Source organism: Variovorax sp. 05N34, from assembly GCF_056397405.1.
This window is the reverse complement of record NZ_JBFTNI010000003.1, coordinates 264050-288584: the sequence shown is the minus strand read 5'-3', so window position 1 is coordinate 288584 and position 24535 is coordinate 264050. Positions and strand designations below refer to the sequence as shown.

Below are 24535 nucleotides of genomic sequence, written 5' to 3'. Positions count from 1 at the left end.
TCGAGTTCAGACCGTTGGGGTTCAGACCGTTGCAGGTTGATCTTCGCCCGAATAGGCACTGCTAAGTGTCAGCAAATGCCTCCGTTGCTCCGGGGCCAGATAGGGCGCCAGCAGGTGCAGCGTGTGGTGCGCGCCGCGCAGAAGCGCGCCCTGCGCATGAGCCGGCTCCAGCGCCTGGCGAGGATTGCGCACGTATTCATAGCTGAGCCAGTAGGTCAGCACCACCACCATGCTCTGCGCGAGCGTATCGACCTCGCGCGGATCGATGTCGAGATGCCCGGCATCGCTGAGCCCGGCGAGAAGGCTGCGAATGGCGCGCGCCTTGTTCTTGAGCACCAGCTGGAACTGCGTTTCCAAGTGGCGGTTCTTGCTCAGCAGGTCGTTCAGATCGCGGTAGAGAAAGCGATAGCGCCAGATCAGTTCGAACAGGCTGTGCATGAAGAACCACGCATCTTCGACGTCGTGAACGCCCTGGCTCGCGTGCAGCAGCTCAGTGAGCTCCGTCTCGTAGCCCTCGTAGAGCCGGTTGATCAGCTCATCCTTTGCGGGGTAGTGGTAGTAGAGATTGCCCGGGCTGATGTTGAGCTCGCCGGCAACGAGCGTTGTCGAGACGTTCGGCTCCCCGAACCGATTGAACAGGTCAAGTGCGGCTTCCAGGATGCGTTGCGCAGTGCGGCGTGGCGCCTTCTTGGCCATGTCGTAGCCCCCGGGGTTTGTCTCTTGGGGACACTCTAGCGCAAGTTTTGGCGGCGGAGGACTTCGGGTGCTGTCTGACGCGCGACAGGAAGGAAGCTTGTCAGTCGCCGCTCGGCTTGCGTCGATGCAAAGGCTTGGTGGCTTCGGGTGTTTTGCGTGCGGCGGTTTTCCGCAGTGCAGCATGCGCGGGGGCGCTGGTGCTTTCCTTGCGACGCAATTCGGCTTCGAGGGCTTCAATGCGGGCCTGGAGGGCTGCTACTTGCTGGGCCGATGGAACGCCGAGCTTCTCGAGGGCGCGCGCTACGCGGTCTTCGAAGATGTTCTCGAGCTTGCCCCATCCGCCTGCGGCTCGCGTGCCGAACTCGCTGGCGAAACCTGCCATTCGGGCTTGGGCCTGGGCGAGGGTTTCTTCGGCGGCTTGCTGGGTTTTCTTCTGCACGCCGGCGCCGTCCTTGACCAGCGCCTCGAAGGCCTTGCTGCCTTCCTGCTGCATCTTGGCGAACGCACCGAGGCCGGCGAGCCAGATTTGCTGGGCGGAGTCTTTGATGCGGTCGGTGGCTGCGGATGCTGCTTCTTCGTTGTGCGGCGGTGGCTTGTCCATGGGCTGATCTCCGGGGTTGGTGGGGTGACTGTAGGTCACTCTGCGGTGGGTTTTTAGGGCCGCATGCCCATCGGCTGGAACGATTACTGCGACTTCACTTCGCCGCCTCGTGAGGCGCCGAAATATTCAGTCGGTATGCGCGCGATCGGCATCTTGAGGTTGTGCAGCCACTCGTGGCCTTCCGCGACAAGTGAAAACTGGAGTTCGTATGGGCCTGGACTGGCGGGCTCCTGGAGCACGAGCGGAATCTCTTCTTCACCGCCAGGCGGGATCGAAAGATATGCGTCATGTCGACCATCCCACGGTGGGTTGGACAGGTCGGGGGTGGCGGGCGAACGCACGAACCGCCAGGTCACACGCAACGGATGGCCCACTTGCGACAGGGTGTGCAGTGTCGACGACCCTTCATTGCGAATCCGGAGCAACACGCGCAGTTCATTCGGACCGGCCCCGGTCATGGTCGCATTGAGCTTGATGTTTTGCGCTTGAACTTCATCGGGCGGCGCTGGCGCTGCGTCAGTGGCGACGTGCTGGCTTGGACATGGTTCAAGCTGGATCCATTGCGCACGCGAAAGGACTTCCTCATGTGTGTGCCCGGCTCTTGCAAGGACGGATCCCGCCAATGCATAGATGCGAGCAGCCGGAGGCGTGCATGGAAAGGGCGGAATGTAGTTTGGAGGCGCATTTCCGGAATAGCCGTTCAGCGTCGGAAGCTTTTGGTCCTGTGCGAAGACCATGCCGTCCAGTTCGGTCAGGAAAAAGGGCTCCTGCGCGCGACCCGTGACATACAAGACTGGGTCAGCTGATCGTGGCGCTCTCTCCAGGGCCGCTGACAGTGGTTCAAGACGGCTTCGCCAGGCCGCGAAAGGGGTGCTGCCAGTTTGATGTCCCAGCAACTCCAGGGCCAGCGCAATAACGATCGCAATGGGTGCAATCCACTTCGCGGCGCGGACCCGCTGCAAACTCTCGACGCCTATGGCGGCCATGATCGCCACCGGCAGCATCATGATGAGGATTACGCGACTGACTGCCCGGATCGAAGAGACCCCAGGCAGGTTCATCAATAGCTGGTAAATGGACCTGTCGCCCACGTACAGCGTCACTGCAACCAAGAGAGCCAAGGCCACCAACGAGCGACCGAGAAGTTGTCGCCTGTGCGCATTGCTTGAAAAGCCTGCCGCCAGCAATGCACACAGACTCAGGATGACAGGAACCAAGCCCGGGAACATCTGGTGCTCATGTCTGACCGGGATCTGCGATCCCAGCGCTCGCAGCCAAGGATATGCGGTGGAACCGTCGGCAAGAAGGTAGCTCTGCGGCCGCGGCAGCATCACCAGAATTTCCGAAGCTGCTCGAGCAAATCCATAGGAGCGGCTGATGGAGTGGTACTTGAGCAGGAGCGCGGCGGTTGCAACTCCGCAGGCAATGATGACGAACGTCGGGACAACCCAACCGCTTTTGCCCGTGGATTCGTTCGCCGTCGTGGTTCGAACAGGACGCAGGCCGGGCACCGTCATCGCCACAGCAGTGGCCCCGATGAGATAAGCCGTGAATACGCCGAGATAGATGGAACAGAAAAACTGAAGCGCGCCCCATGCCGCCACTTGGGCCAGTTCTTGCAGACGCCGCGTCTCGGCAAACTGGAGAAAGGCCACGTAGGCCATCGGCAGCGCAAAGCGGTAAGTCAGTTGCGCATGGCCCTCCTGCGCAAGTGCAGGCAACGAGAACGTGAAGATGAATGCCGCTACCGAAGCCGCAAAGGCGTTGAATTGCAGCCGCCTCATTGCAGCGTACATCGCGGCGAAATTCAGCAAGCATCCGGTCGCGAACCAGGCGTCGAACGCCAGTTCTCTGCTCATGCCTATGCTGCGAAATAGAACGTAGACCGGGCCCGATCCGAAATGGTTGTCGCTGAAGGCCAGCGTGCCTCGTGCCGGAAAGAAAAAGCTTGGCGTCCAGAGCGATGGAGCGTCGCCGCGAATCCACTGGAACAGGTGTTCGAGGATCACGCTATTGAATCGCGCGTCCCCCAAGTCTCCCGGTACGGCCCTGAACCAATCTGTTGCGCGGACGATGTAGCAGAAGATGCCGACAAGCAACAAGACAAAGGGGAAGGCCCGATGAGTGCTCGCAGCCGGGGCCTCCTTGTGCAGCCGACTCATTTGCACAGGTAGTCGACCTGAGCCGCACTATGACGGAACGGGTCCGTCAGGTCATCGCTGTACTTACCCATCAATAGCCGTTGCTTGGGCAGCAGGTGGGTCCGGAAGAACCGGCTGAATGTCGCGAGCCGGTTTCCTTTGGCCGTAAGGTGGACGCATCCATTGTCTATTTCGATGGTGCCCGACTCCATCTGCTCCGTCAGGCGCACATCGACGAGACGATGCTCCTTGACGTATTCCTGCGTGAACACCTCTGCGAACCGAGCTTGCTGAATGCCGCCGCCGCGCTGCTGAAGCTTTTCCAGAATATAGAAAGACAAAGAACGGTCGAGCACGGCGGGCACTGAGATGGCGAGCGCATACGCCGTCAACAGCCAGATGATCAGCATCTGACCCTTTTCGAATCCATTGAAGATGTCGAAAGTGCGAAGCCGCCAGACCAGAACGGCCGTGATGAAGGCCGCCAGAACGCCATCCATGATGGCGCTATAGAAAACCACATTGACGCGAAAGAATGCGATATGCGCCCAATAAATGAGGCATGCGAGCACGACGAAGAGCGTGGAGGCCGCGAGAAATCTGATTGTCTTCATGAAGCGGAAAAAACCAGCAACTTGTTGCCGAGGTAACTCAATGCGGTCTGCAGGACCGTCGCAATGGCGAAACCTGCGGTGTAGTCGAGGTGGAAGGTGTCGGTCCAAACGAAAAGCAGCAATCCATGCAGGCATGCAATGGACGCATAGAGCGCAAGGAACTTCGCCGCCTGCTGCAGGAGCGGCGCCTCTTTTCGCCGAAAGACAAAAAAGCGGCTTCCGATGAAAGAAGCTGTGATGCCAAACCAGGCGGCGATGAAGTTCGCCACGCCCGCCGACGGAACGCCGAGCACCTTGAGATTGAACGTCAGGACGCCATAGTGAATGGCCGTGGCGAGCACGCCGTTCACCACGAAGCGGCCGAGTTCCGCGACTTGGGGAGCGATGGGCTTTTGCCTCAGGATCATGCCGGCACGCTATCCGTATGTTCGACGGACTCTACGAACAATTCATACGCGGCTTGCGCTGGTGCGCCCGACTTGCTGACGCCTGTGAGCATCAGACTGATCAGTGCAAGAGAGCCGGTCTGCAGAAAAACCAACAGCAAAATTCCCAGCGCAACGGAAAACCAGCCCGGCGTCGCAAAACCCGACAGTTTCAGCACGACCGAGGCCACGCCGGCGATGACCGCAAACGTGCCCATCAGCGCGGAAGCGATGCCGACCCTTACGAGCACATCTTCGGCAAACACCATGACGCCTCGAAAGCCATGCAACGCCAGTCCGACGAAATTCATCTTGCTCTTGCCGGCGTATCGCGCGCCGCGATCCAGCGCGCAGGTAACCACCCGAAGGCGTGAACTCAGCACGCAGCTCGCCACATGGGTCCAAAGCTCTTGCATTGCCGCGAGCCGTTTGACGGCGGCGGGTTTGAGCGCCATGAAGTTGCCGAAGCTGATCTGACGCCCGGTCAACAGCTTGAACAACCCCTTGTAGACCACATAAAAAGCCTTGAACCGCAGGCTTTCGACGCGGTTCTTGCGTTGGGCAACGACCACGTCCACTTCGGATGCGTCGAGATTCCGAAGCAGTTCGGATATGGAGGCGGGGACGTCCTCACCGTCCGAGTCCATGACGACCACTGGGACCGCGGCCATGTGGTCCGCGACGTAGCTCAGTCCGACTGCGATGGCGCGCTGGTGCCCTACGTTGCGGCGCAGGCGAATCACCGTTCCCTGGAGGCCGGCCGCATTCATCCAAGCAATGTCGACCGGCTGGCGCACTGATCCGTCATCCACGGCCACGACGTGCACTTTGTTGCCGAAGATGGAAGACAGCTCCTGGAACAAGCGGGTTGAAGCCTCGGCGTCCTCGAAGACAGGCGTAACCACTGCAAATGCGGAAGGAATGGCGCTCATTGTTTTTAGAAGACAGAGACATCGATCGAAAGCCGCTGCCCGTGATCCGATGCTCGGGAGGCGCTGACGATGCCCTCGGAAAGGCCGCCGATCGGCACGTGCCGACACTGGCGAAAGAAGGTCGCCATTGTGCCGCAACGGCAACACGCCTTTGGCTGGAGAGGGAGCCGCGACGGGGGCGTTTCCCGATGGGATAATCCGCGGTTGCCGGCCCCAGCGGCCTTTTTTCAAGTTTGTCACTATCGGGGGACCTCATGATCCTGGTTACCGGCGGCGCCGGTTTCATTGGCGCCAATTTCGTGCTCGACTGGATTGCCCAGGGCAACGAAGCGGTCCTGAATCTCGACAAGCTCACCTATGCCGGCAATCTCGAGACGCTGGCGTCGCTAAAAGGCAATCCGAACCACGTTTTCGTGCAAGGCGACATCGGCGATAGCGCGCTGGTCGATCGGCTGCTGACCGAACACAAGCCGCGCGCGGTGATCAATTTCGCGGCGGAGTCGCATGTGGACCGCTCGATCCACGGCCCCGAAGACTTCGTGCAGACCAACGTTCTCGGCACTTTTCGGTTGCTCGAATCGGTTCGGGGCTATTGGACTGCGCTGCCGGCCGATCAGAAATCGGCTTTCCGCTTTCTGCACGTCTCGACCGACGAGGTCTACGGTTCACTTTCGGCAACCGACCCGGCCTTTACCGAAGAAAACAAGTACGAGCCCAACAGCCCCTATTCGGCGAGCAAGGCGGCCAGCGATCATCTCGTGCGGGCCTGGCACCACACCTATGGCTTGCCGGTGCTCACGACCAACTGCTCAAACAACTACGGGCCTTTCCACTTCCCCGAGAAGCTCATCCCGCTGATGATCGTGAACGCGTTGGCCGGCAAGCCGCTGCCGGTCTATGGGGACGGCATGCAGGTGCGCGACTGGCTTTACGTCAAGGATCATTGCAGCGCGATCCGGCGCGTGCTCGAAGCCGGCAGGCTCGCTGAAACCTACAACGTCGGCGGCTGGAACGAGAAGCCGAACATCGAGATCGTCAACACCATCTGCGCGTTACTCGACGAACTGCGTCCACGCGCCGACGGCAGGAGCTATCGGGAGCAGATCACCTACGTCACCGACCGTCCGGGTCACGACCGCCGCTACGCCATCGATGCGCGCAAGCTCGAACGTGAATTGGGCTGGAAGCCCGCCGAAACCTTCGACACCGGCATCCGCAAGACCGTCGAGTGGTACCTGGACAACGGCGAGTGGGTGCGCAACGTGCAAAGCGGGGCATACCGCGAGTGGGTGCAAAAGCAATATGCCGGCGCGCCTGCGAAGGCGGCAGCATGAAACTGCTGCTGCTCGGCAAAGGCGGGCAGGTCGGATGGGAGCTGCAGCGCAGCCTTGCGCCCCTCGGTGAGCTGGTGGCGCTCGACTTCGACAGCACGGAATTGCGCGCGGATTTCAGCAGGCCCGAAGAGCTCGCCGAGACAGTCTTGACCGTGAGGCCGGACGTCATCGTCAATGCGGCGGCTCACACGGCCGTCGACAAGGCGGAAACGGAAGTCGACTTTGCGCGCAAGCTCAACGCGACTTCGCCCGGGATCGTCGCCGAAGCGGCGCAGCAGATCGGCGCGCTGATGGTCCACTACTCCACCGACTACGTCTTCGACGGAAGCGGAAGCACCCCGTGGAAGGAAACTGACGCGACCGGTCCACTCAGCGTGTATGGGCGCACCAAGCTCGAGGGAGAGCAACTGGTGGCCGCCAATTGCGCACGTCACCTGATCTTTCGCACAAGCTGGGTCTATGCGGCGCGCGGCGGCAACTTTGCCAAGACCATGCTGCGCTTGGCCAAGGAGCGCGATCGATTGACCGTGATCGACGACCAGTTCGGCGCCCCGACCGGCGCCGAATTGCTTGCCGACGTGACCGCCCATGCGATCCGCGATACCTTGCGTGATCCTGGCAAGGCGGGGCTCTATCACCTGGTGGCTGGCGGCGAGACGACCTGGCACGGCTATGCGCGCTTTGTGCTCGAGCAGGCATTGGACGCCGGCGTCGAACTCAAGGCTTCGCCGGACGCTGTCGACCCGGTGCCCACCAGAGCGTTTCCGACGCCGGCGAGGCGCCCGCACAATTCGCGCCTGGACACCCGAAAACTCGAGTCGACCTTTGGTCTCAAGCTGCCAGGTTGGCAAGCCGGCGTTGCGCGCATGCTGCGCGAAACGCTTTGACCGCGAACAGAGAAGAACGAACACACATGACGCAACGCAAAGGCATCATCCTCGCCGGCGGATCGGGCACCCGGCTGCATCCCGCCACGCTGGCCATCAGCAAGCAGCTGCTGCCGGTCTATGACAAGCCGATGATCTATTACCCGCTGAGCACCTTGATGCTCGGCGGCATGCGCGACATCCTCATCATCAGCACGCCACAGGACACGCCGCGCTTTCAGCAGTTGCTGGGCGACGGCAGCCAGTGGGGCATCAATCTGCAGTACGCGGTGCAGCCCAGTCCGGACGGACTCGCCCAGGCCTTCATCATCGGCGACAAGTTCGTCGGCAATTCGCCGAGCGCGCTGGTGTTGGGCGACAACATCTTCTACGGCCACGACTTCGGAACTCTTCTTGCCGACGCCGATGCCAAGCACGAGGGTGCGACAGTGTTCGCCTATCACGTGCAAGACCCGGAGCGCTATGGTGTGGTGGCGTTCGATGGCAGCGGCAAGGCAAGCAGCATCGAGGAAAAGCCGGTCAAGCCGAAGAGCAGTTATGCAGTGACCGGGCTCTATTTCTACGACAACAACGTTGTAGAAATCGCCAAGGCGGTGAAGCCGAGCGCGCGTGGCGAGTTGGAGATCACGGCTGTGAACCAGGCGTATCTTGATCGTGGAACTCTGAATGTGCAGATCATGCAGCGTGGGTATGCGTGGCTTGATACGGGAACTCACGACAGCTTGATGGAAGCCGGGCAGTTCATTGCGACGCTGGAGCATCGGCAAGGATTGAAGATTGCATGCCCTGAAGAGGTGGCGTGGCGGCATGGGTTCATCGACCGGGATCAACTTGCCAAGTTGGCCGCACCCCTGGAAAAGAGTGGCTATGGCAAGTACCTCAGCCACCTGCTGGCCGAAGAGGTCCGCTCATGAAAGTGACGGCAACTTCAATTCCGGATGTACTGATCATCGAGCCGAAGGTCTTCGGTGACACGCGCGGATTCTTCCTTGAAAGCTTCAATCAAAAGGCTTTTGATGAAGCCGTTGGAGAGCATGTCGAGTTTGTGCAAGACAACCATTCGCGGTCCACGAAAGGCGTGTTGCGCGGACTGCACTACCAGATTCAGCAGCCCCAGGGAAAGCTGGTGCGGGTTGCGCGCGGAGCGGTGTTCGATGTCGCGGTGGATATTCGCAAGTCCTCGCCTACCTTTGGAGCCTGGGTGGGGGTCGAGCTCAGCGAGGAAAATCAGAAGCAGGTATGGGTGCCGGCGGGACTCGCACACGGCTTTCTTGTACTTAGCGAATCCACGGACTTTCTATACAAGACGACGAGCTACTACGCACCGGTCCACGAGCGCGCAATCGCCTGGAACGATCCCGTGCTCAACATCAGCTGGCCTGACGTTGGCGGTCAGCCCCAACTCTCGGCAAAAGACGCGGTCGCCGCCGCATTCACAGCCGCCGAAGTGTTTGATTGAGCAGCCGCGTGAAGAAAATTGCTATTGTCCAATCCAATTACATTCCCTGGAAGGGGTATTTCGACCTTATAGCATCTGTCGATGAGTTCGTGCTTTTCGACGATATGCAGTACACGCGCAGGGATTGGCGAAATCGCAATCAGATCAAGACCCCCCAGGGTGTGAAGTGGTTGACGGTGCCAGTCGCTGTCAAAGGCAAATACACGCAGAAGATCAGAGACACCCAGATCGATGGTGTTGATTGGGCTGCATTGCATTGGAAGGCCTTCGAACAGAATTACCGCCGCGCGCCATATTTCGACGAGGTGTCCGATTGGCTCGCGCCGATCTATCTCTCAAACGTGCCAACGCACTTGTCAGTTTTGAATCGAAAATTGATCGAAGCCGTGTGTGCTTATCTCGGTATTTCGACGCGCATCTCCAGTTCGTCCGACTACGTCTTGCCTGAGGGCCAAACGGAGCGCATTGCGGACCTTTGTATGCAGGCCGGGGCAGACGAATATGTATCTGGCCCCGCCGCAAGGAGCTATTTGGACGAGGCGGTTTTCGCGAAGCGAGGCGTTACGCTTCGATGGTTCGACTATTGCGGCTATCGCGAGTATCCGCAGTTGTGGGGAGACTTCGCGCATGGAGTGACCGTGCTGGATCTTCTTTTCAATTGCGGCGCTCAGTCATCGAGTTTCATGAGGTATGTGAAGGAATGAAGCTCTCGATCGTCGCGACGCTCTATCAATCGGAACGTCATGTTGTCGAATTTTGTGAGCGCGCCAGCAAGGCGGCGCGCGAAATCGCGGGGGACGATTACGAGATTGTCCTGGTCAATGACGGCTCGCCGGATCGAAGTCTTGACCTGGCGATTCAGATCGCAACGGAGGACACACATTTCGTCGTAGTTGACCTTTCACGTAATTTCGGGCACCACAAGGCCATGATGACTGGCCTGAATGCCGCCAGGGGGCAACGTGTGTTTCTCGTGGATAGCGACCTCGAAGAAGAACCAGAGTGGCTTCTTGATTTCGCGCACGCGATGGACGAGGAGGCAAGCGATGTGGTCTATGGCGTTCAAGGCAGACGCAGAGGCCAGGCATTCGAGCGCCTGACTGGCAGCATTTTCTACAAGCTATTCCGCATGCTGACCGGGATCGCTCAGCCCAACAACATCGTGACCGCCAGGTTGATGACCCGCCGGTATGTCGACGCGCTGCTGCTGCATGAGGAGCGCGAAATCAACATCGGTGGGCTGTGGGTCGTGACTGGCTTCAAGCAGGTGCAACGGACCGTCAACAAGCACGCAACCAGCCCGACGACCTATTCCCTGTCGCGCAAGATCAGCCACCTCGTCAACGCGGTGACGTCGTTCAGCAGCTTGCCTCTCGTGTTCACCTTCTACGCCGGACTGCTGACCTCCATGTCGGCGATCCTGTACATCCTCTATCTGGTGTCGCGGTATTTTTCGGCGTCGTCCCCGCCTGACGGCTATACGTCGATCGTCGCGTCGATCTGGCTCTTCTCGGGCCTCATCATCTTTTTCATGGGCGTGCAGGGCATCTACATCGCGAAAATCTTCTCTGAAGTCAAGCAGCGGCCATACACCATCGTGCGGCAGGTCTACGGCGGAGACCGGGAGTTGGAGGGAAATCCATGATCGCGAAGTGCTCAAACCAGTCAGGCTATCGCTTCGAAGCAAGTCCGGAAATGGACAGGTGCAATGACTGAAGAAAACACCGCGGGAATTCATGCGGAAATTGCAGCCTACTACTCTGACAAGCTTGCTGCGCATGGACAGAGTCCGCGTGGAGTCGACTGGAACGGAGAGGAAGGGCAGATCCTTCGGTTCAGGCAGTTGTCGAAGATCATCGACCGCCCTGGAGCGATTTCGGTCAATGACCTGGGTTGCGGCTACGGTGCGCTCTACGAGTTTCTAGCTTCGGAGCGGCCGGACATCGCGTACGTCGGCGCGGATATCTCCGAGAGCATGATCGAAGCTGCTCGGGAGCGATTAAAGGGACGGTCTAACGCTCGCTTCATCAAGTCGAGCGTTCCGGATTGCATCAGCGACTATGGCGTCGCCAGCGGCATCTTCAATGTCCGGTTAGGCAGGACGAATGCCGAGTGGCAGGCGTATCTGGAGGCGACGCTGGATCAAATGGATCGGACCAGCCGTCTTGGCTTCGCATTCAATTGCTTGACTTCGTACTCCGACGTCGATCGCATGCGGCCCGATCTCCATTACGCCGATCCTTGCCACCTCTTCGACCTTTGCAAGCGCCGTTATTCGAAGAACGTGGCCTTGAATCACGACTACGGCCTCTACGAATTCACGATTCTGGTCAGGAAGCAGGCATGAGAAAGCGTCTTGTCATCTTTGGCGCTGGCGACATTGCGCAACTCGCGCACTACTATTTCAGCGCGGCGTCGGAGTACGAGGTGGTGGGCTTCACCGTGGATGCGGCTTTCCTTTCAGGATCGAGCTTTTGCGGTTCGCCGGTCGTCGCATTCGAAGATGTCGTCGAGCATTTTCCCCCTGGCGATACCGACATGTTCGTCGCGCTGAGCTACTCCAAATTGAACGCCGTGCGCAAGGAGAAGTACCTGGCTGCCAAGGCGCGAGGCTATCGGCTCGCAACCTTCGTCAGCCCGGCGGCGACTGTGCTGAATGACGGACACATCGGAGAGAACTGCTTCATCTTCGAGGACAACACAATCCAGCCCTTCGTTCGGATCGGCAACAACGTCACCTTGTGGAGCGGCAATCACATTGGCCATCACTCGACAATCAAGGACCACAGCTTTCTTGCGTCTCACGTGGTCGTCTCGGGTGGCGTCGAAATCGGGGAACAGTGTTTTATCGGAGTAAACGCGACGCTCAGGGACCATATCAAGATCGGCGACCGATGTGTGATCGGTGCGGGCGCGTTGTTGCTAGCTGACGCCGAGCCCGAAGGTGTGTACATCGGCGCCGCGACGGAGCGGTCGCGAGTGCCCAGCAGCAGGGTGCGAGGCATATGACGAGGCCGTGGATCAAGCTGGGCCAACTATTCTGTCCGAGCGGTGACCAACGTCATCCCAAGTTGTTGACCCACGCGGCCAACCCCTTGCCAGTCTTGCTCGAAGGTAATGTTTATCGCGTGTTCTACAGCGGCAGAGACGCGCGCAATCGTTCTTCTGTAGGGGCAGTTGATATCGATATCGTGAGGCGCGAAGTTGTGCACGAGCATTACGCGCCGGTTTTCGAACACGGCCCCGAAGGCAGTTTTTATGCGGACGGCGTGAGCATCGGCAACTGTTATGACGCGCCCTCGGGGCGATACATGCTCTTCATGGGCTGGCTGAATCCCGCAGATGCGCATTGGCGCGGTGAAATCGGTCGACTTCGTGTTGACGGCGATCTCGGCCTTTCGTTGGACGGTGGCAGGGCGTTCATGCCGCTGGATGCCCTTGACCCCGTCAGTCTCTCGTATCCCTGGGTGCTGCAGGATGGCTCGCGCGCTGGCTACAGCATGTGGTACGGATCCACACTCACATGGGACGCAGGCAATGGGGAGATGATCCACGTGATCAATCGTGCTTCATCGCAGGATGGCGAACGTTGGGAAAAACTTGGCCCGGCGGTGCCCTACGCCGTTGGCACGGCGCAGGCCTTCTCTCGGCCCACAGTAGTCCGGGACTCCGTGGGCCTTCACATGTGGTTCTCCTACCGCAGCGGTGCGGGTCAGAGCTATCGCATCGGCTACGCCTTCAGCGTCGACGGTAGCGACTGGCAATTCAAACTCGGGGACGCAGGTATCGATGTGTCCGAAGAAGGATGGGACTCCGAAATGATCGAGTACCCATTCGTCTTCGACCATGATAGCGAGAGATACATGCTCTACAACGGAAACGGATACGGCAAGACGGGCTTCGGGCTTGCAGTTCTCGCACATGGTTGAAGAAGTGGCGCCGGCTCGGCGGCGGACCTTGGCAGCTCAGTTGCTGAGCTATGCGTTCGTGGGTGTGCTGAGCAATCTCGCAGGCTACCTGGTCTATTTGCTCATCACCTATCTTGGCGCCGGACCCAAGATCACCATGTCGGCGCTCTACCTTGTTGGTGCGTCGATCGGCTTCTGGGGCAATCGCAGGCTGACCTTTGCACATGACGAGAAGGGCATGGCTGTGGGCGTGCGGTACGTGCTCGCACATTGCGTGGGTTATCTGATCAATTTATGCCTGCTGTATCTGCTTGTGGACAGGTTCGGCTATGCGCATCAGATCGCGCAGGCCTTTGCCATATTTGTCGTCGCGGGGTTTCTTTTCCTGTCGTTCAAGTATTTCGTGTTTCCTGACTCGAACCCGCCGGTGGAGACTGCAAATTGAAGCGCTGTCTGCGCTGCGATGCGGGATATGCCAGTTCACGGGCTGAGTGTCCGGCCTGCGGCCACTGTCCCGTGCAGGTCGATGGCTTCACGTCTTACGCACCCGATAGCGCATGGGCTGGCGGAGGATTCAAGGCCGACTACTACGCCGAACTGGCGCGGCTGGAGGACTCGAATTTTTGGTTTCGTGCCAGGAACGCGCTGATTCTCTGGGCCATACGCAAATACTGCGGAGGTTTCGAGTCGCTCCTCGAAATTGGATGCGGTACAGCATATGTGCTGTCGGGGGTTGCAGGAGCGTATCCCCAAGCTAGTCTTCGCGGAAGCGAGATCTTCGTGGCTGGCTTGGGCTTCGCTGCCAAGCGATTGCCTTCCGCTGACTTCATGCAGATGGACGCGCGCGAGATTCCATTTCGAGACGAGTTCGACGTTGTCGGCGCATTTGACGTGCTGGAGCACATCGAGGAAGACGAACGCGTACTGGAGCAGGCGCACGCTGCCTTGAAGCCCGGCGGCTGCCTTCTTTTGACCGTTCCGCAGCATCCCTGGTTGTGGAGCGAGTCGGACGCGTATGCCTGCCATGTGCGCCGGTACCGCAGCGCGGAGATACATCGCAAGATCAAGGGTGCTGGCCTGGAACTGCTCAGAAGCACGTCTTTCGTGACGGCACTCCTCCCGGCGTTGATAGCTTCGCGACTTGCCAGAAAGCCGGAGGGGCAAGAGTTTGATCCTTTGGCGGAATTCAACATCCCTCCGTGGCTAAACACCACGTTGGAGAAGATGCTCGCATTTGAAAGGGGCATGATCCGCGTCGGGATGAACTTCCCGGTCGGCGGGTCGAGGCTCGTCGTCGCAAGAAAGGGACTCCGTAATGAAAAGTGATCGAATCCCGTTCAATTGGCCCCACATGACGGGCAAAGAGCTCTTCTACATTGCTGAAGCACACTTCAACGGACGCCTGGCGGGCGATGGCCCTTTCACCGCAAGGTGCCATCGCTGGCTCGAAGAGCGAACAGGTAGTCACAAGGCCTTGCTCACGCACTCCTGCACCGCTGCGCTGGAAATGAGCGCTTTGCTGGTGGACATTCAACCGGGGGACGAGATCATCATGCCGTCCTACACGTTTGTCTCGACGGCCAACGCGTTCGTGCTCAGGGGTGGCGTGCCCGTGTTCGTGGACATTCGTCCGGACACGCTGAATCTGGACGAGTTCCTGATCGAGGCAGCAATCACGCCGCGCACGCGAGGTATTGCTGTGGTTCACTATGCAGGTGTCGCCTGCGAAATGGACACCATCATGGCCATTGCCGAACGGCATCAGCTGTTCGTCGTCGAGGACGCAGCGCAGGCCGTCATGTCGACTTACAAGGGTCGAGCCCTTGGCGCAATCGGGCAACTTGGCGCTTACAGTTTTCATGAGACTAAGAACGTGATCTCGGGCGAGGGAGGCGCGTTGCTGATCAACGATCCATCCTTGCGCGCTCGCGCTGAGATCATTCGGGAGAAAGGGACTGATCGCAGTCGCTTCTTCAAAGGCGAAGTCGACAAGTACACGTGGCAGGAAGTCGGATCTTCATTTCTTCCCGGCGAGCTGGTCGCAGCGTTCTTGTGGGCACAGTTCGAGCACGCAGAGCAAATCACGCAAGCACGCTTGGGCTTGTGGAACTGCTATCACGAACTTCTCGAGAAACTGGAATCGGACGGCGCCCTCAGGCGGCCCACGGTTCCTGATAGCTGCCAGCACAACGCGCACATGTATTACGTCGTCCTATCGCCCCGGATCGACCGGCGGCAAGTTCTCGATGTGTTCAGGCGAGCCGATATCTCGCCAGTTTTTCACTACGTTCCGTTGCATTCTTCGCCCGCAGGACGGCGCTATGGCAGAACGCATGGGACGCTCGATGTGACCAATCGTCAATCCGAATGCCTGATCCGTCTGCCGATGTGGGTGGGGCTGACGAGGGAAAAGCAGGTTTGTGTCGTGCAGGCGCTTTCCGAGGCGATCGCGGCCCAATCGTAAAAGCCGTTGCAGAGACTTCGCGAATGGCCCGTCCTTGGCGAGTTCCAGCAGGCCCTTGCGTGCAAGGAGCGACTGCCAGTTGCGCTAAAGTGCGCGCACCGTGCCACATGACTTGCGGCGCGACCTAAAGCATGGATTGAAGGAGTCCCCGCCTTCGAGTCCAGCCTCTGTTCAACATCCCTCAGGGCCCAAATTCAAATGCAAACTCCGTTCAGCAACAAGGTATTACTGATAACGGGCGGGACCGGATCATTTGGAAACGCCGTCATCCAGCGCTTCCTCAAGACGGACATCCGGGAAATCCGGGTATTCAGCCGCGACGAGAAGAAGCAGGACGATATGCGCAAGCGTTACAACAACGCGAAGCTCAAGTTCTACATTGGCGACGTTCGCGATGCACATAGCGTGGGCGGCGCCATGCGCGGCGTCGACTACGTGTTCCATGCCGCGGCCCTGAAGCAGGTGCCGTCCTGCGAATTCCATCCGATGCAGGCCGTTCGTACAAACGTGCTTGGCGCCGAGAACGTCCTTGAGACCGCAGTGGCTGCTGGCGTGAAGCGGGTGGTCTGCCTGAGCACCGACAAGGCGGTCTACCCCATCAATGCCATGGGTATCAGCAAGGCCATGATGGAAAAAGTCATGGTTGCATCGAGCCGCAACCTCGAGGGCACCGGCACCATCATTTGCGGCACGCGCTACGGCAACGTGATGGCCTCGCGAGGTTCGGTCATCCCGCTGTTTGTCCAGCAAGTCAGCGAGGGCAGCCAGATCACGATCACCGATCCGACGATGACCCGATTCATGATGACTCTGGAAGACGCCGTCGACCTGGTCCTCTACGCGTTTGAGCACGGGCAGAACGGCGATATCTTCGTTCAGAAGGCGCCTGCTGCGACCATGGAAGTGCTCAGCCGGGCCATTTTGGATCTGATGGGCAAGAAGGACCATCCCATTGCCATCATCGGGTCCCGGCATGGCGAGAAGCTTTACGAGTCGCTGCTTAGCAAAGAGGAGCGTGCATGCGCCGTGGACTTGGGCGAGTATTTTCGTGTGCCGCCTGATGGACGCGATCTGAACTACGCAAAGTTTGTCGAGGAAGGCGAGAGTCGCATCACGCGCGCTTTGCACGGTGAGGAATACAACTCGCACAACACCACGCGCCTGGACGTCGAGGGAATGAAGAAGCTGCTTCTGAAGCTTGACTTCATGGGAAAGATCGCTCGCGGCGAGCCGGCCGTGCTGGAAGGGTGAGCCGGTGAAGGTCCTCATCACCGGTGCTGGCGGTTTCGTCGGCAAGAATCTTTGCCAGGCGCTTTCCGAGCGCGCGGGAGTCGAGATCGCCGCTTTCGAATCCCGCAACTCCGTGGCGCAGCTACCGGAACTGCTGCGTGGGGTGGACTTTGTGTTTCACCTTGCTGGCGTGAATCGTCCTCAGGATCCGAAAGATTTTGCCGTGGGCAATCTCGAGCTGACCCAATCATTGTGCAATGCACTGGTTGGGGAGATCGAGTCGACAGGAAAGAAGATTCCAGTCGTTCTGACATCTTCGATTCAGGCCGAGCGGGACAATCCGTATGGGCAGAGCAAGCGTGGTGCAGAGGCGGCCGTTTTCGCTGTCGCCAGGAGCCATGGCGTTCCTGCGCATGTCTTCCGCCTGCCCAACGTGTTCGGCAAGTGGTGTCGTCCCAATTACAACTCTGCGGTCGCAACCTTCTGTCACAACATTGCTCGTGGCCTGCCGATCGAAGTCCGTGATCCAGCAGCCGCTCTGACGCTTGTCTACATCGACGATCTGGTGGCGCGTTTTATCGAACTGCTCGACGGCGCCGACGCTGCTTTGGATGTCGATGGCTTTGCGGTCATGACACCGCAATACTCAACCACTGTAGGCGAAGTGGCGGACCTGATCGTGCGCTTCAAGGAAAGTCGAAAGACGCTGCTGACCGAACGTGTGGGGACCGGATTGGTGCGGGCCCTTTATGCCACCTACGTCAGCTATCTTCCGACGGAAGAGTTCAAGTACAGCGTCGCTCGCCATGGAGACGCGCGTGGCGTATTCGTGGAGATGCTCAGGACGCCTGACAGTGGACAGTTCTCCTACTTCACAGCACACCCCGGGGTCACCCGCGGTGGGCACTATCACCACAGCAAGACCGAGAAGTTCCTCGTCATCAAGGGTCATGCCCGGTTCAAGTTTCGCCACATTTTGACTGGCGAAACCTACGAGATGACCACAAACGGCGAGGCGGCCGAGATCGTCGAGACTGCGCCAGGCTGGACGCACGACATCACGAACATTGGCGAGGACGAAATGGTCGTCATGTTATGGGCCAACGAGATATTCGATCGCGCACGGCCAGATACATACGCCTGTCCACTCTGAAAAAATGAAGAAACTGAAAGTCATCTCGGTGGTCGGCACGCGGCCCGAGATCATCCGCCTGTCACGCGTATTTGCCGCACTCGACGAGCACTGCGAGCACGTGCTGGTCCACACGGGGCAGAACTACGATTACGAGTTGAATCAGGTCTTCTTCGATGACCTGAAACTTCGAAAGCCGGACCACTTCCTGAACAGTGCGACGGGCAGTACCGGCGCCGCGCACACGATCGGCAACCTCATCATCGAAGTCGATCGAGTTCTCGCAACGGTTCAGCCCGAGGCCATGCTGGTGCTTGGAGACACCAACAGTTGCCTGGCAGTGATCCCGGCCAAGCGACGCAAGATTCCCATCTTTCATATGGAGGCCGGTAATCGATGCTTCGACCTCAGGGTGCCCGAAGAGATCAATCGCCGAATCGTCGACCACACGGCTGATATCAATCTCACCTACAGCACGATCGCGCGCGACTACCTGCTTCGCGAGGGGTTGCCGCCTGACCAGGTGATCAAGACTGGTAGCCCGATGTATGAGGTCCTGCACCACTACATGCCGGACATCGAGGCGTCTGATGTACTGAAGCGCCTCGACTTGAGCGAAGGCAAGTACTTTGTTGTCAGCGCGCATCGCGAGGAGAACATCGAGTCTGACCAATCCTTCGCAAAGCTTGTCTCTGCCTTGAATGCAATCGCAGAAGACCACGACGAGCCGGTCATCGTCTCCACTCACCCTCGGACGCAGAAACGGATCCAGGCCACCTCGACCCGCTTTCACCCGCAGGTTCGCCTTCTGAAGCCACTTGGCTTCCATGACTATGTAAGGCTGCAGATGTCCGCGCGGGCGGTGCTTTCGGACAGCGGCACTATCAACGAGGAATCCTCGATTCTCAATTTCCCTGCGCTCAACTTGCGAGAGGCGCACGAGCGACCGGAGGGCATGGAAGAAGCTGCAGTCATGATGGTCGGGCTGGACGCTGAGCGCGTCCGCCAAGGGCTGGCTATCTTGAAATCGCAACCGCGCGGCGCCGATCGCGGCTTGCGCCTGGTTGCCGACTACAGCATGCCCAACGTGTCGGACAAGGTGCTTCGGATCATCCACAGCTACGTAGACTACGTGAATCGTGTGGTGTGGAAGAAATATTGAGACTGGCAGGACGAGAAATCGCTTTCGCGGGCGAGTAGTCGCCCGCGTATCGAACTGTTTGACCGCCGTTCGACATTGGTGCTTGTTGCCGTGGGCTAGGTGTCGCGCTGCGGGGTCAGCGCGCGGACGAAAATTCGCATAAAAAATGACTATTACAAGATTGAGGGCGTTGTTGGGCCTCTGGCTCTCACGCTCCAGCGAGCCACAAGAACTTTGGACGCAAGCTGGTCGCGCCGAAGCCAGAGGAAATATGTGGCACGCGAAGGCGATATATCGTCGTCTTGCGAGCGTCGAACTCTTAAGCCCGGAGGCCTATGTCTATGCGGGCCTCTCCGAGCAACGGCTGCGTCGACCGAGCCAAGCGATAGCCAAGATCGAAGCTGGTCTGAAGAAATTTCCGAATCTGCCGCTTCTGCTCGAACACTACGTTGGCATCTGCGCCGAAATCGGGCAAATCGACCACGTCGTTCGGAGGTCCGTAACGAACTCCGATGACAACTTATTGCTTTGGCGGCTAGCGGATGCGCTGTGGCTGCATGAGCGCAGGGAAGAAGCGAACGCCATCTATCGGCAATTGGCTGCGCGCCCAGCAGAGAATCCTCTTGGCGTTCTGCATTCGGGACTCTCTGAACAACGGCTGGGGAACCTCGATCGAGCTGCCGACGTGTTGGAGGCTGGAATCCACGAATTTCCGAATGCTGCAGAGTTGGTCGATCACTTCGCGCTCATTTGCGCACAACTCGGCGAGTTGGCACGCGTCATGCGAGTTGCTGCGCCGAACGCGAAGTCCGAGGCGGAGGCTTTTGAAGCGCTTTTTGAGAGATTTAGGGATCCGCAGATACAGATCTGGCTGATCGGTCTTTGCCTCACCGCAGGTCTCGAACAGCTTGCCGCACAGAAAATCAAGTCGATCGCGGAAAGTTCCACTCACGGCCTGCCGCCGTCTCAGCTGGCCGAACTTCTATTGCTTTCGCCATCGGTCGAACCGGAAAAGCTTTGGGCGCAAGCCGATCTTGCCGAGGCTGCGGGAAATCATTTGCAGGCGACGGCAATCTATCGCCGCCTCGCAACCAGAAAGCTCTCAAGTCCGGAGACGTATCTCTACGCGGGGTTGTCCGAGCAGCGGTTGCAACGGCCAACCGAAGCAATCGCGATCTTCGAAGCTGGTTTGAAGACATTCCCGGACCTGCCGCGTCTGATTGAGCACTACGTGCGCCTCTGTGCTGATCTGCGGCAGATGGATCACGCGATCCAGTGGTTTTCCACGGAGACGGCGAGCCCGGCGTCGGTGTGCGAAACACTCTTTATTCAGTTTCCCGATCCGCATGTCCAACTCCGGCTCATTGAATATTGTTTCGAACACGGATTTATGGAAATTGCTGATGCGAGGCTGGAGTCCGTCCGGGAGCATTGCAGCGACGAGGCATCTGCATGGCAGCTGGCTGATTTGCTTCTGCTCCATCAGCGAAGGGACCAAGCCAAAATCATTTATCGGCGCCTGGCGGCTCGCCTGCCGGAGAGTGCCCAAGGTGCGATGTATTCCGGGCTTGCCGCATACAGGCTTGGGCATCCTGAACAAGCGGCCGATCTGTTGGAGGCGGGACTTCGACAATTTCAAGGATCCGAGCACCTACTCGAGCATTTTGCACGCATCTGTCTTGAGATTCAGGCGGTGAAGCGCATCGGTCATTTCCTGGGACTGGAAGCGCAGAGTGAAGAGAAACTCTGTGAATTACTATTTGAGAGATTCGTCGATTGGTCGGCCCAAATCGGCCTTATCGAATACTGTACAAAGAATGGTCTCGTAGAACTCGCGGAACGAAAGCTTGCGCAGATGGTAGAAACATCGACGGATGCGCCTACGTTCTGGAGCATTGCGGATCTACTCACGAGATTCAGTCGCCGAAACGAGGCCGACGACATCTACAGACGGCTCTCCGTCCGCGACTTAAAGAGCGCCGACGACTACTACTATTCGTCCTTGGCATTCCTGAGGCTCAGCAACTCAGCTGGATGCGCTCACATTCTTGAGCAGGGGCAGCAAAGATATCCGCTCGACAACAATCTGTCGGCCCTATTCAGGCAAATATGCGCAAGCCGTCTGGAGTACGATCGTTACGTAAATTTGAACTCAAGGATCGGAGCTACAACGACGCTGTCGATCGTTGACTTCTATGAGGAGTTCAGCAAACGTGCGCCTTTTGATTTCATCGTCATCTCGGGGGATCTGGAATCACAACTCGGCGCGGGTGTGGTGCACACACTGAAGAAGCATGTCGTTTCGTTCCTTCGAGAGAATCAGCAGCCTACAGACTTGGCTCGAAGCCTCGTGTTCTTGAGCAACTATCTTGACGTGGGCTCGGAATTTTCTGCCGACATGATGCATGCGATTATCGATTCTCAAAGAACTGACGGCGCTGCGTCCAAAGCCAATGAGCGCGCAATAAGAATCTTGCATGACCTCTCCCCCGCAATGGTTCCTCGCTGCCCCGTGGAGCACGGGAGAGCTTCGCGGCAATTCATTGCTGCATGCCAGGCGCTGGCGGAGAGTCCGGTAGAGCTCGACGATCCGATCGTCGACATGACCAATGGCTGGACGCCGTGGCAGTGGATCTTCTGCCGCGCCGAGCCGGAATTTTATGGGCAGGCGATGGCTGCCTTCGAAGCGTTGGCCTTCAAGACTTGGCCGAGACTCAACCATGTTGCGCCCCATGTCGGCCGAAACTTGCTCCCTGCTGCCAAGGGTCAGAGGAAGATCCGCGTCGGATTCAATGTCCACGATTCCATGCCAATGATGTCGGGATTGCTCACACAGTTGAATCCCGATCTATTCGAGACGGTCTATCTGCGTCCCGGCCAGCAGGGCCAGACGCCAGCGGCCAAGAACTGGATCAAGCGCGCAGGAAAGACAGTAGAGTTTTCTGACATCGACACCTACGCGGCCATCAAAACGATTGAAAGTCAGGAACTGGACATCATTGTGGCCGGTCCTTCCATGGGTCCATGTTTCTATCCCATGATGGGAAAGCTTGCGACGCTGCACATGATCTTGCTGGAGCCGAACTGGACAGATGGTCTGACGAATTCCGATTACTACATCTCCTGGGGACGGGCCGAACCTGAAGATCCCGCCGCCTATTACAGGACTGCGGTTTCGTTCTTCGAACATCCCCCTTATTGGATCGAAAAACCGGATGTTGAGAGCAAGGGTGCTATCAGCGCGGAGATGCGCGCGCAGACCAGAAAGAGGCTGCTTAACGCAAGCCCTGAGGCACACATTTACCTATGTGCCAATACGCCCCCCAAAATCCATCCGGAAATGGATGAAATCTTTCGCGACATATTGGAGCGCGATAAGGACGCCATTCTGGTTCTTCTTCGCGGGGAATTTCCTCCCGCCAAAACCCTGAGAAGCCGCCTACGTGAAAGACTCGGCGCGTGCTATGAGAGGGTCGTCTTTTTGTCCACACTGAAGAAGGACGATGCGCATCTGCTGCTGCAATCCGTGGATTGCTGTCTCGATTCCTATCCGCTCTGTGGCATGTCATCCAGTTTTGATGGCGCGATGCTGGGCGTTCCGCTTGTGACCCTTCCTTCGAAAATTCCGTTCGGTCGCTGGACGGCGGCGATCTATGAATACATCGGCGTGTCGGGTCTCACGGCCAGGGACAAGCAGGACTACGTGGACATTGCACTCAGACTGGCGACAGACACGTCCTGGAGAAATGAGAAGGCATCAGAGCTGAGGCAAAAATCATCGGTCTACGTCGAGAGCGAGGCCAGCAGCAAGGAATTCGAGAGGTTTCTCCTGGAGGCCTGGGATAGAAAGGTCCAAGGCCTGGGGACGGCAAACTGGATCGACAACCGGTGGCAGTAGCGAGCCGGGCTTGCAGCACTTGGTTGAACCGCTGGGTGGCCCTTGCCATCCCGGCACTAGCCGTTGTGACTCTCGCCGTTGGGCTGTTGATCCCGATCTACTCTGACGAGGTGGCCATTCAGATGGCGCATGCGCGTTTCTTCATAGAAGGAGGTGCGCTGCTGAATCTGTTACCCCAATGTCGTTCATTGGAGGCAAGCATTCCGGTCTCCTGGTACCCGGGTGCAGTTTTCAACGCCATCCTGTACTCGGGAACCAGCGAGTTGGGGTTGCGGATCAGGGGCATAGCGATATGCGCGGGCTGGTTGTCTCTGCTGTGGGCATGGGCGGGGCTGCATCCGCAGCGCTTGATGCCAAGGCGTCGTTTTCAATCGTTCATCCTCTCGCTCAACATGCTTGGCGTGTTGCCATTCGTGCTCGTCTTGGCGCGCTCAGAGCAATTGTTGGTACTCCCGCTCGTTGCATGTTGCATGCTGGCATTGTTCTGGCAGGTCGAAGCGTCCGACGGTGTCCCGTTGAAGAGCCTGAAGGCGGCGTTGCTCTTCTTGATCACGTCTGTATTCCTGCTGGCGCATCCGAAGGCGTTGTTCTTCGCGCCGGTCATGCTGGCTTCGGCCTGGCTGGTTTTTCGACACGCTGGCAAGGCTTGGATGATCGGGACCATGCTGGTGGTCGGGTTTGCCGTTTTTCAATCGGTCCAGTACGTCCTTTTCACATCAAGCTGCCCCGGCGCGCCGGCGATGGCGAAAGTTCTCGCGCAGCAAACGCTGGACTTTCAGCTACTCGCCAGTGACAAGCCTTTGTTCTTCAAAGCGGCCGCAAGCAATCTGGTGTCGTCGCTCGGCATGATCCTGGATCGCATGCCGGCGACCCTGGCTTACCAGTCGAATTGGCTGCCGTCCGTCCAGGGCGAATGGATGGGGCCATGGCTCGGCGTTTTCGGAAAGTTGCTCAAAGCGAGCCTGTACGTTCTCGCATTGCTCTCATTCGTCGCTGTGATTGTTCGCTTCGCGATGCAGTTGTCACACAGGCGGCTCGACAAGGGAGTTCTGCTCGCTACGGCGCTTCTGGCGGGGCTGGTGTTGCACGGCATCGTCTACAACAGCAACGCCTGGCACTTCTATACGCCGGGGCTCATCGTGCCGCTGTTGGCCGTTCTGCTGATGTTGGTGCTGCACACGCCATTCGAGGTCCCGAATGGGCTGAGACGGGCTTGCGGCGCTGTCGCCTTCTATTGGATGTTGCTTGCAGCCGCCAGCATGGTCCTGTTGCTGTGCATACAAACTCCCGGGTTGCTGCAGATGGCGCGCATTGGAGACTACGTGATCGGTCCCCAGCCGCTGTCGACCCCAGCATTCGTGCGCGAGGAGGAGCGCGCGCGGCTGTCTGCGCTCGCAAAGCGCTGCAATATCAACGATGGCGACGATCGGCTGGTTGTGGACGGTGCCGCTTACTTCCTGTTCCAGCACGGTCGGCAGCCGATGAATGTGTTCTATGTGTCCGACTATGCCTTCGGGATGGACATCGGACAGAAGCTTCCTGAGTTCCTGAAGAAGATCGACAGTGGCGGCGTGCTTTCGCGCTGTGAGTATCTGCCGAAGGTGCTGTCGGACAAGGCGATCAGATCCGAGAAAATGTGCTGCGTTTCCAGATCGGATTTGTGATTTGTTGTT

The 24535-nt window shown here is 58.6% G+C and carries 23 protein-coding genes; 17 read left to right on the top strand and 6 right to left on the bottom strand.

Annotation, left to right across the window (positions count from 1 at the left end; genetic code table 11):
- Positions 1-21: 21 nt before the first annotated feature.
- From AC1DMA_RS10380 to AC1DMA_RS10355, 6 genes are all read right to left on the bottom strand, one after another.
- Positions 22-696, bottom strand: a complete 675-nt coding sequence (locus AC1DMA_RS10380) for a TetR/AcrR family transcriptional regulator (protein WP_478124978.1) — start codon at positions 694-696, stop codon at positions 22-24.
- Between the two features lie 100 nt (positions 697-796).
- The gene (locus AC1DMA_RS10375; RefSeq protein ID WP_478144123.1) at positions 797-1297 is read right to left on the bottom strand and encodes a phasin family protein; all 501 of its coding nucleotides are present in this window, start codon (positions 1295-1297) and stop codon (positions 797-799) included.
- 83 nt (positions 1298-1380) lie between these two features.
- Entirely contained in the window at positions 1381-3306 is a 1926-nt protein-coding gene (locus AC1DMA_RS10370; RefSeq protein WP_478144122.1) for a hypothetical protein, read from the bottom strand.
- A 149-nt stretch (positions 3307-3455) separates the two neighbouring features.
- Positions 3456-4052: a hypothetical protein gene (locus AC1DMA_RS10365; RefSeq protein ID WP_478124975.1), complete on the bottom strand. Its 597-nt coding sequence runs from the start codon at positions 4050-4052 to the stop codon at positions 3456-3458.
- Positions 4049-4459, bottom strand: coding sequence for a GtrA family protein (locus tag AC1DMA_RS10360; protein WP_478124974.1), 411 nt, complete (start codon positions 4457-4459; stop codon positions 4049-4051). Before AC1DMA_RS10360 ends, AC1DMA_RS10365 begins: the two co-directional genes overlap by 4 nt.
- Positions 4456-5409: a glycosyltransferase gene (locus AC1DMA_RS10355; protein WP_478124973.1), complete on the bottom strand. Its 954-nt coding sequence runs from the start codon at positions 5407-5409 to the stop codon at positions 4456-4458. Before AC1DMA_RS10355 ends, AC1DMA_RS10360 begins: the two co-directional genes overlap by 4 nt.
- 254 nt (positions 5410-5663) lie before the next feature.
- Here AC1DMA_RS10355 and rfbB point away from each other — a divergent pair, with 254 nt between their 5' ends.
- The 17 genes from rfbB to AC1DMA_RS10270 all read left to right on the top strand — a co-directional run bounded on the left by rfbB (position 5664) and on the right by AC1DMA_RS10270 (position 24526).
- A complete protein-coding gene (rfbB, locus tag AC1DMA_RS10350) occupies positions 5664-6743 on the top strand; it encodes a dTDP-glucose 4,6-dehydratase (protein WP_478144121.1) in 1080 nt (359 codons plus the stop codon).
- Complete coding sequence (gene rfbD / locus AC1DMA_RS10345) at positions 6740-7630, top strand: dTDP-4-dehydrorhamnose reductase (RefSeq protein WP_478144120.1); 891 nt, start codon at positions 6740-6742, stop codon at positions 7628-7630. The genes rfbB and rfbD overlap by 4 nt, the downstream gene beginning before the upstream one ends.
- 26 nt (positions 7631-7656) lie before the next feature.
- On the top strand, positions 7657-8544 hold the full coding sequence (gene rfbA / locus AC1DMA_RS10340) for a glucose-1-phosphate thymidylyltransferase RfbA (RefSeq protein WP_478124970.1): 888 nt from the start codon (positions 7657-7659) through the stop codon (positions 8542-8544).
- Positions 8541-9089 (top strand): dTDP-4-dehydrorhamnose 3,5-epimerase, encoded by a 549-nt coding sequence (gene rfbC, locus AC1DMA_RS10335; RefSeq protein WP_478144119.1) that lies wholly within the window; start codon positions 8541-8543, stop codon positions 9087-9089. The genes rfbA and rfbC overlap by 4 nt, the downstream gene beginning before the upstream one ends.
- Positions 9086-9793 carry a WbqC family protein gene (locus tag AC1DMA_RS10330; protein WP_478124968.1) on the top strand — a complete coding sequence of 236 codons (708 nt, stop codon included), beginning with the start codon at positions 9086-9088 and terminating at the stop codon, positions 9791-9793. The genes rfbC and AC1DMA_RS10330 overlap by 4 nt, the downstream gene beginning before the upstream one ends.
- Positions 9790-10734 (top strand): glycosyltransferase family 2 protein, encoded by a 945-nt coding sequence (locus AC1DMA_RS10325; protein WP_478124967.1) that lies wholly within the window; start codon positions 9790-9792, stop codon positions 10732-10734. The genes AC1DMA_RS10330 and AC1DMA_RS10325 overlap by 4 nt, the downstream gene beginning before the upstream one ends.
- Positions 10735-10797: 63 nt before the next feature.
- Positions 10798-11436: a methyltransferase gene (locus AC1DMA_RS10320; protein WP_478144118.1), complete on the top strand. Its 639-nt coding sequence runs from the start codon at positions 10798-10800 to the stop codon at positions 11434-11436.
- Complete coding sequence (locus tag AC1DMA_RS10315) at positions 11433-12098, top strand: acetyltransferase (RefSeq protein ID WP_478124965.1); 666 nt, start codon at positions 11433-11435, stop codon at positions 12096-12098. Before AC1DMA_RS10320 ends, AC1DMA_RS10315 begins: the two co-directional genes overlap by 4 nt.
- An 86-nt stretch (positions 12099-12184) precedes the next feature.
- Positions 12185-13018 carry a hypothetical protein gene (locus tag AC1DMA_RS10310; RefSeq protein WP_478144117.1) on the top strand — a complete coding sequence of 278 codons (834 nt, stop codon included), beginning with the start codon at positions 12185-12187 and terminating at the stop codon, positions 13016-13018.
- Entirely contained in the window at positions 13011-13442 is a 432-nt protein-coding gene (locus AC1DMA_RS10305; protein ID WP_478144116.1) for a GtrA family protein, read from the top strand. Before AC1DMA_RS10310 ends, AC1DMA_RS10305 begins: the two co-directional genes overlap by 8 nt.
- Positions 13439-14323: a class I SAM-dependent methyltransferase gene (locus tag AC1DMA_RS10300; RefSeq protein ID WP_478144115.1), complete on the top strand. Its 885-nt coding sequence runs from the start codon at positions 13439-13441 to the stop codon at positions 14321-14323. Before AC1DMA_RS10305 ends, AC1DMA_RS10300 begins: the two co-directional genes overlap by 4 nt.
- A complete protein-coding gene (gene rffA, locus AC1DMA_RS10295) occupies positions 14313-15461 on the top strand; it encodes a dTDP-4-amino-4,6-dideoxygalactose transaminase (RefSeq protein ID WP_478144114.1) in 1149 nt (382 codons plus the stop codon). Before AC1DMA_RS10300 ends, rffA begins: the two co-directional genes overlap by 11 nt.
- Positions 15462-15659: 198 nt before the next feature.
- Entirely contained in the window at positions 15660-16712 is a 1053-nt protein-coding gene (locus tag AC1DMA_RS10290; RefSeq protein ID WP_478144113.1) for a polysaccharide biosynthesis protein, read from the top strand.
- 4 nt (positions 16713-16716) lie between these two features.
- The gene (wbjC, locus tag AC1DMA_RS10285; protein ID WP_478144112.1) at positions 16717-17844 is read left to right on the top strand and encodes a UDP-2-acetamido-2,6-beta-L-arabino-hexul-4-ose reductase; all 1128 of its coding nucleotides are present in this window, start codon (positions 16717-16719) and stop codon (positions 17842-17844) included.
- 4 nt (positions 17845-17848) lie between these two features.
- On the top strand, positions 17849-18985 hold the full coding sequence (gene wecB / locus AC1DMA_RS10280; RefSeq protein WP_478144111.1) for a non-hydrolyzing UDP-N-acetylglucosamine 2-epimerase: 1137 nt from the start codon (positions 17849-17851) through the stop codon (positions 18983-18985).
- 172 nt (positions 18986-19157) lie between these two features.
- A complete protein-coding gene (locus AC1DMA_RS10275) occupies positions 19158-22862 on the top strand; it encodes a tetratricopeptide repeat protein (protein WP_478144110.1) in 3705 nt (1234 codons plus the stop codon).
- A 23-nt stretch (positions 22863-22885) separates the two neighbouring features.
- A complete protein-coding gene (locus AC1DMA_RS10270) occupies positions 22886-24526 on the top strand; it encodes a hypothetical protein (RefSeq protein ID WP_478144109.1) in 1641 nt (546 codons plus the stop codon).
- The last annotated feature ends 9 nt before the right edge of the window (positions 24527-24535 follow it).

Excerpts from the sequence above, each read along its gene's own strand:
- rfbA (WP_478124970.1), top strand. The coding sequence starts at position 7,657 with ATGACGCAACGCAAAGGCATCATCCTCGCCGGCGGATCGGGCACCCGG.
- AC1DMA_RS10355 (WP_478124973.1), bottom strand. The coding sequence starts at position 5,409 with ATGAGCGCCATTCCTTCCGCATTTGCAGTGGTTACGCCTGTCTTCGAG.
- AC1DMA_RS10360 (WP_478124974.1), bottom strand. The coding sequence starts at position 4,459 with ATGATCCTGAGGCAAAAGCCCATCGCTCCCCAAGTCGCGGAACTCGGC.
- AC1DMA_RS10325 (WP_478124967.1), top strand. The coding sequence starts at position 9,790 with ATGAAGCTCTCGATCGTCGCGACGCTCTATCAATCGGAACGTCATGTT.
- AC1DMA_RS10380 (WP_478124978.1), bottom strand. The coding sequence starts at position 696 with ATGGCCAAGAAGGCGCCACGCCGCACTGCGCAACGCATCCTGGAAGCC.
- rffA (WP_478144114.1), top strand. The coding sequence starts at position 14,313 with ATGAAAAGTGATCGAATCCCGTTCAATTGGCCCCACATGACGGGCAAA.
- AC1DMA_RS10315 (WP_478124965.1), top strand. The coding sequence starts at position 11,433 with ATGAGAAAGCGTCTTGTCATCTTTGGCGCTGGCGACATTGCGCAACTC.
- rfbC (WP_478144119.1), top strand. The coding sequence starts at position 8,541 with ATGAAAGTGACGGCAACTTCAATTCCGGATGTACTGATCATCGAGCCG.
- AC1DMA_RS10365 (WP_478124975.1), bottom strand. The coding sequence starts at position 4,052 with ATGAAGACAATCAGATTTCTCGCGGCCTCCACGCTCTTCGTCGTGCTC.
- rfbD (WP_478144120.1), top strand. The coding sequence starts at position 6,740 with ATGAAACTGCTGCTGCTCGGCAAAGGCGGGCAGGTCGGATGGGAGCTG.
- rfbB (WP_478144121.1), top strand. The coding sequence starts at position 5,664 with ATGATCCTGGTTACCGGCGGCGCCGGTTTCATTGGCGCCAATTTCGTG.
- AC1DMA_RS10320 (WP_478144118.1), top strand. The coding sequence starts at position 10,798 with ATGACTGAAGAAAACACCGCGGGAATTCATGCGGAAATTGCAGCCTAC.
- wecB (WP_478144111.1), top strand. The coding sequence starts at position 17,849 with ATGAAGAAACTGAAAGTCATCTCGGTGGTCGGCACGCGGCCCGAGATC.
- AC1DMA_RS10305 (WP_478144116.1), top strand. The coding sequence starts at position 13,011 with ATGGTTGAAGAAGTGGCGCCGGCTCGGCGGCGGACCTTGGCAGCTCAG.
- AC1DMA_RS10375 (WP_478144123.1), bottom strand. The coding sequence starts at position 1,297 with ATGGACAAGCCACCGCCGCACAACGAAGAAGCAGCATCCGCAGCCACC.
- AC1DMA_RS10290 (WP_478144113.1), top strand. The coding sequence starts at position 15,660 with ATGCAAACTCCGTTCAGCAACAAGGTATTACTGATAACGGGCGGGACC.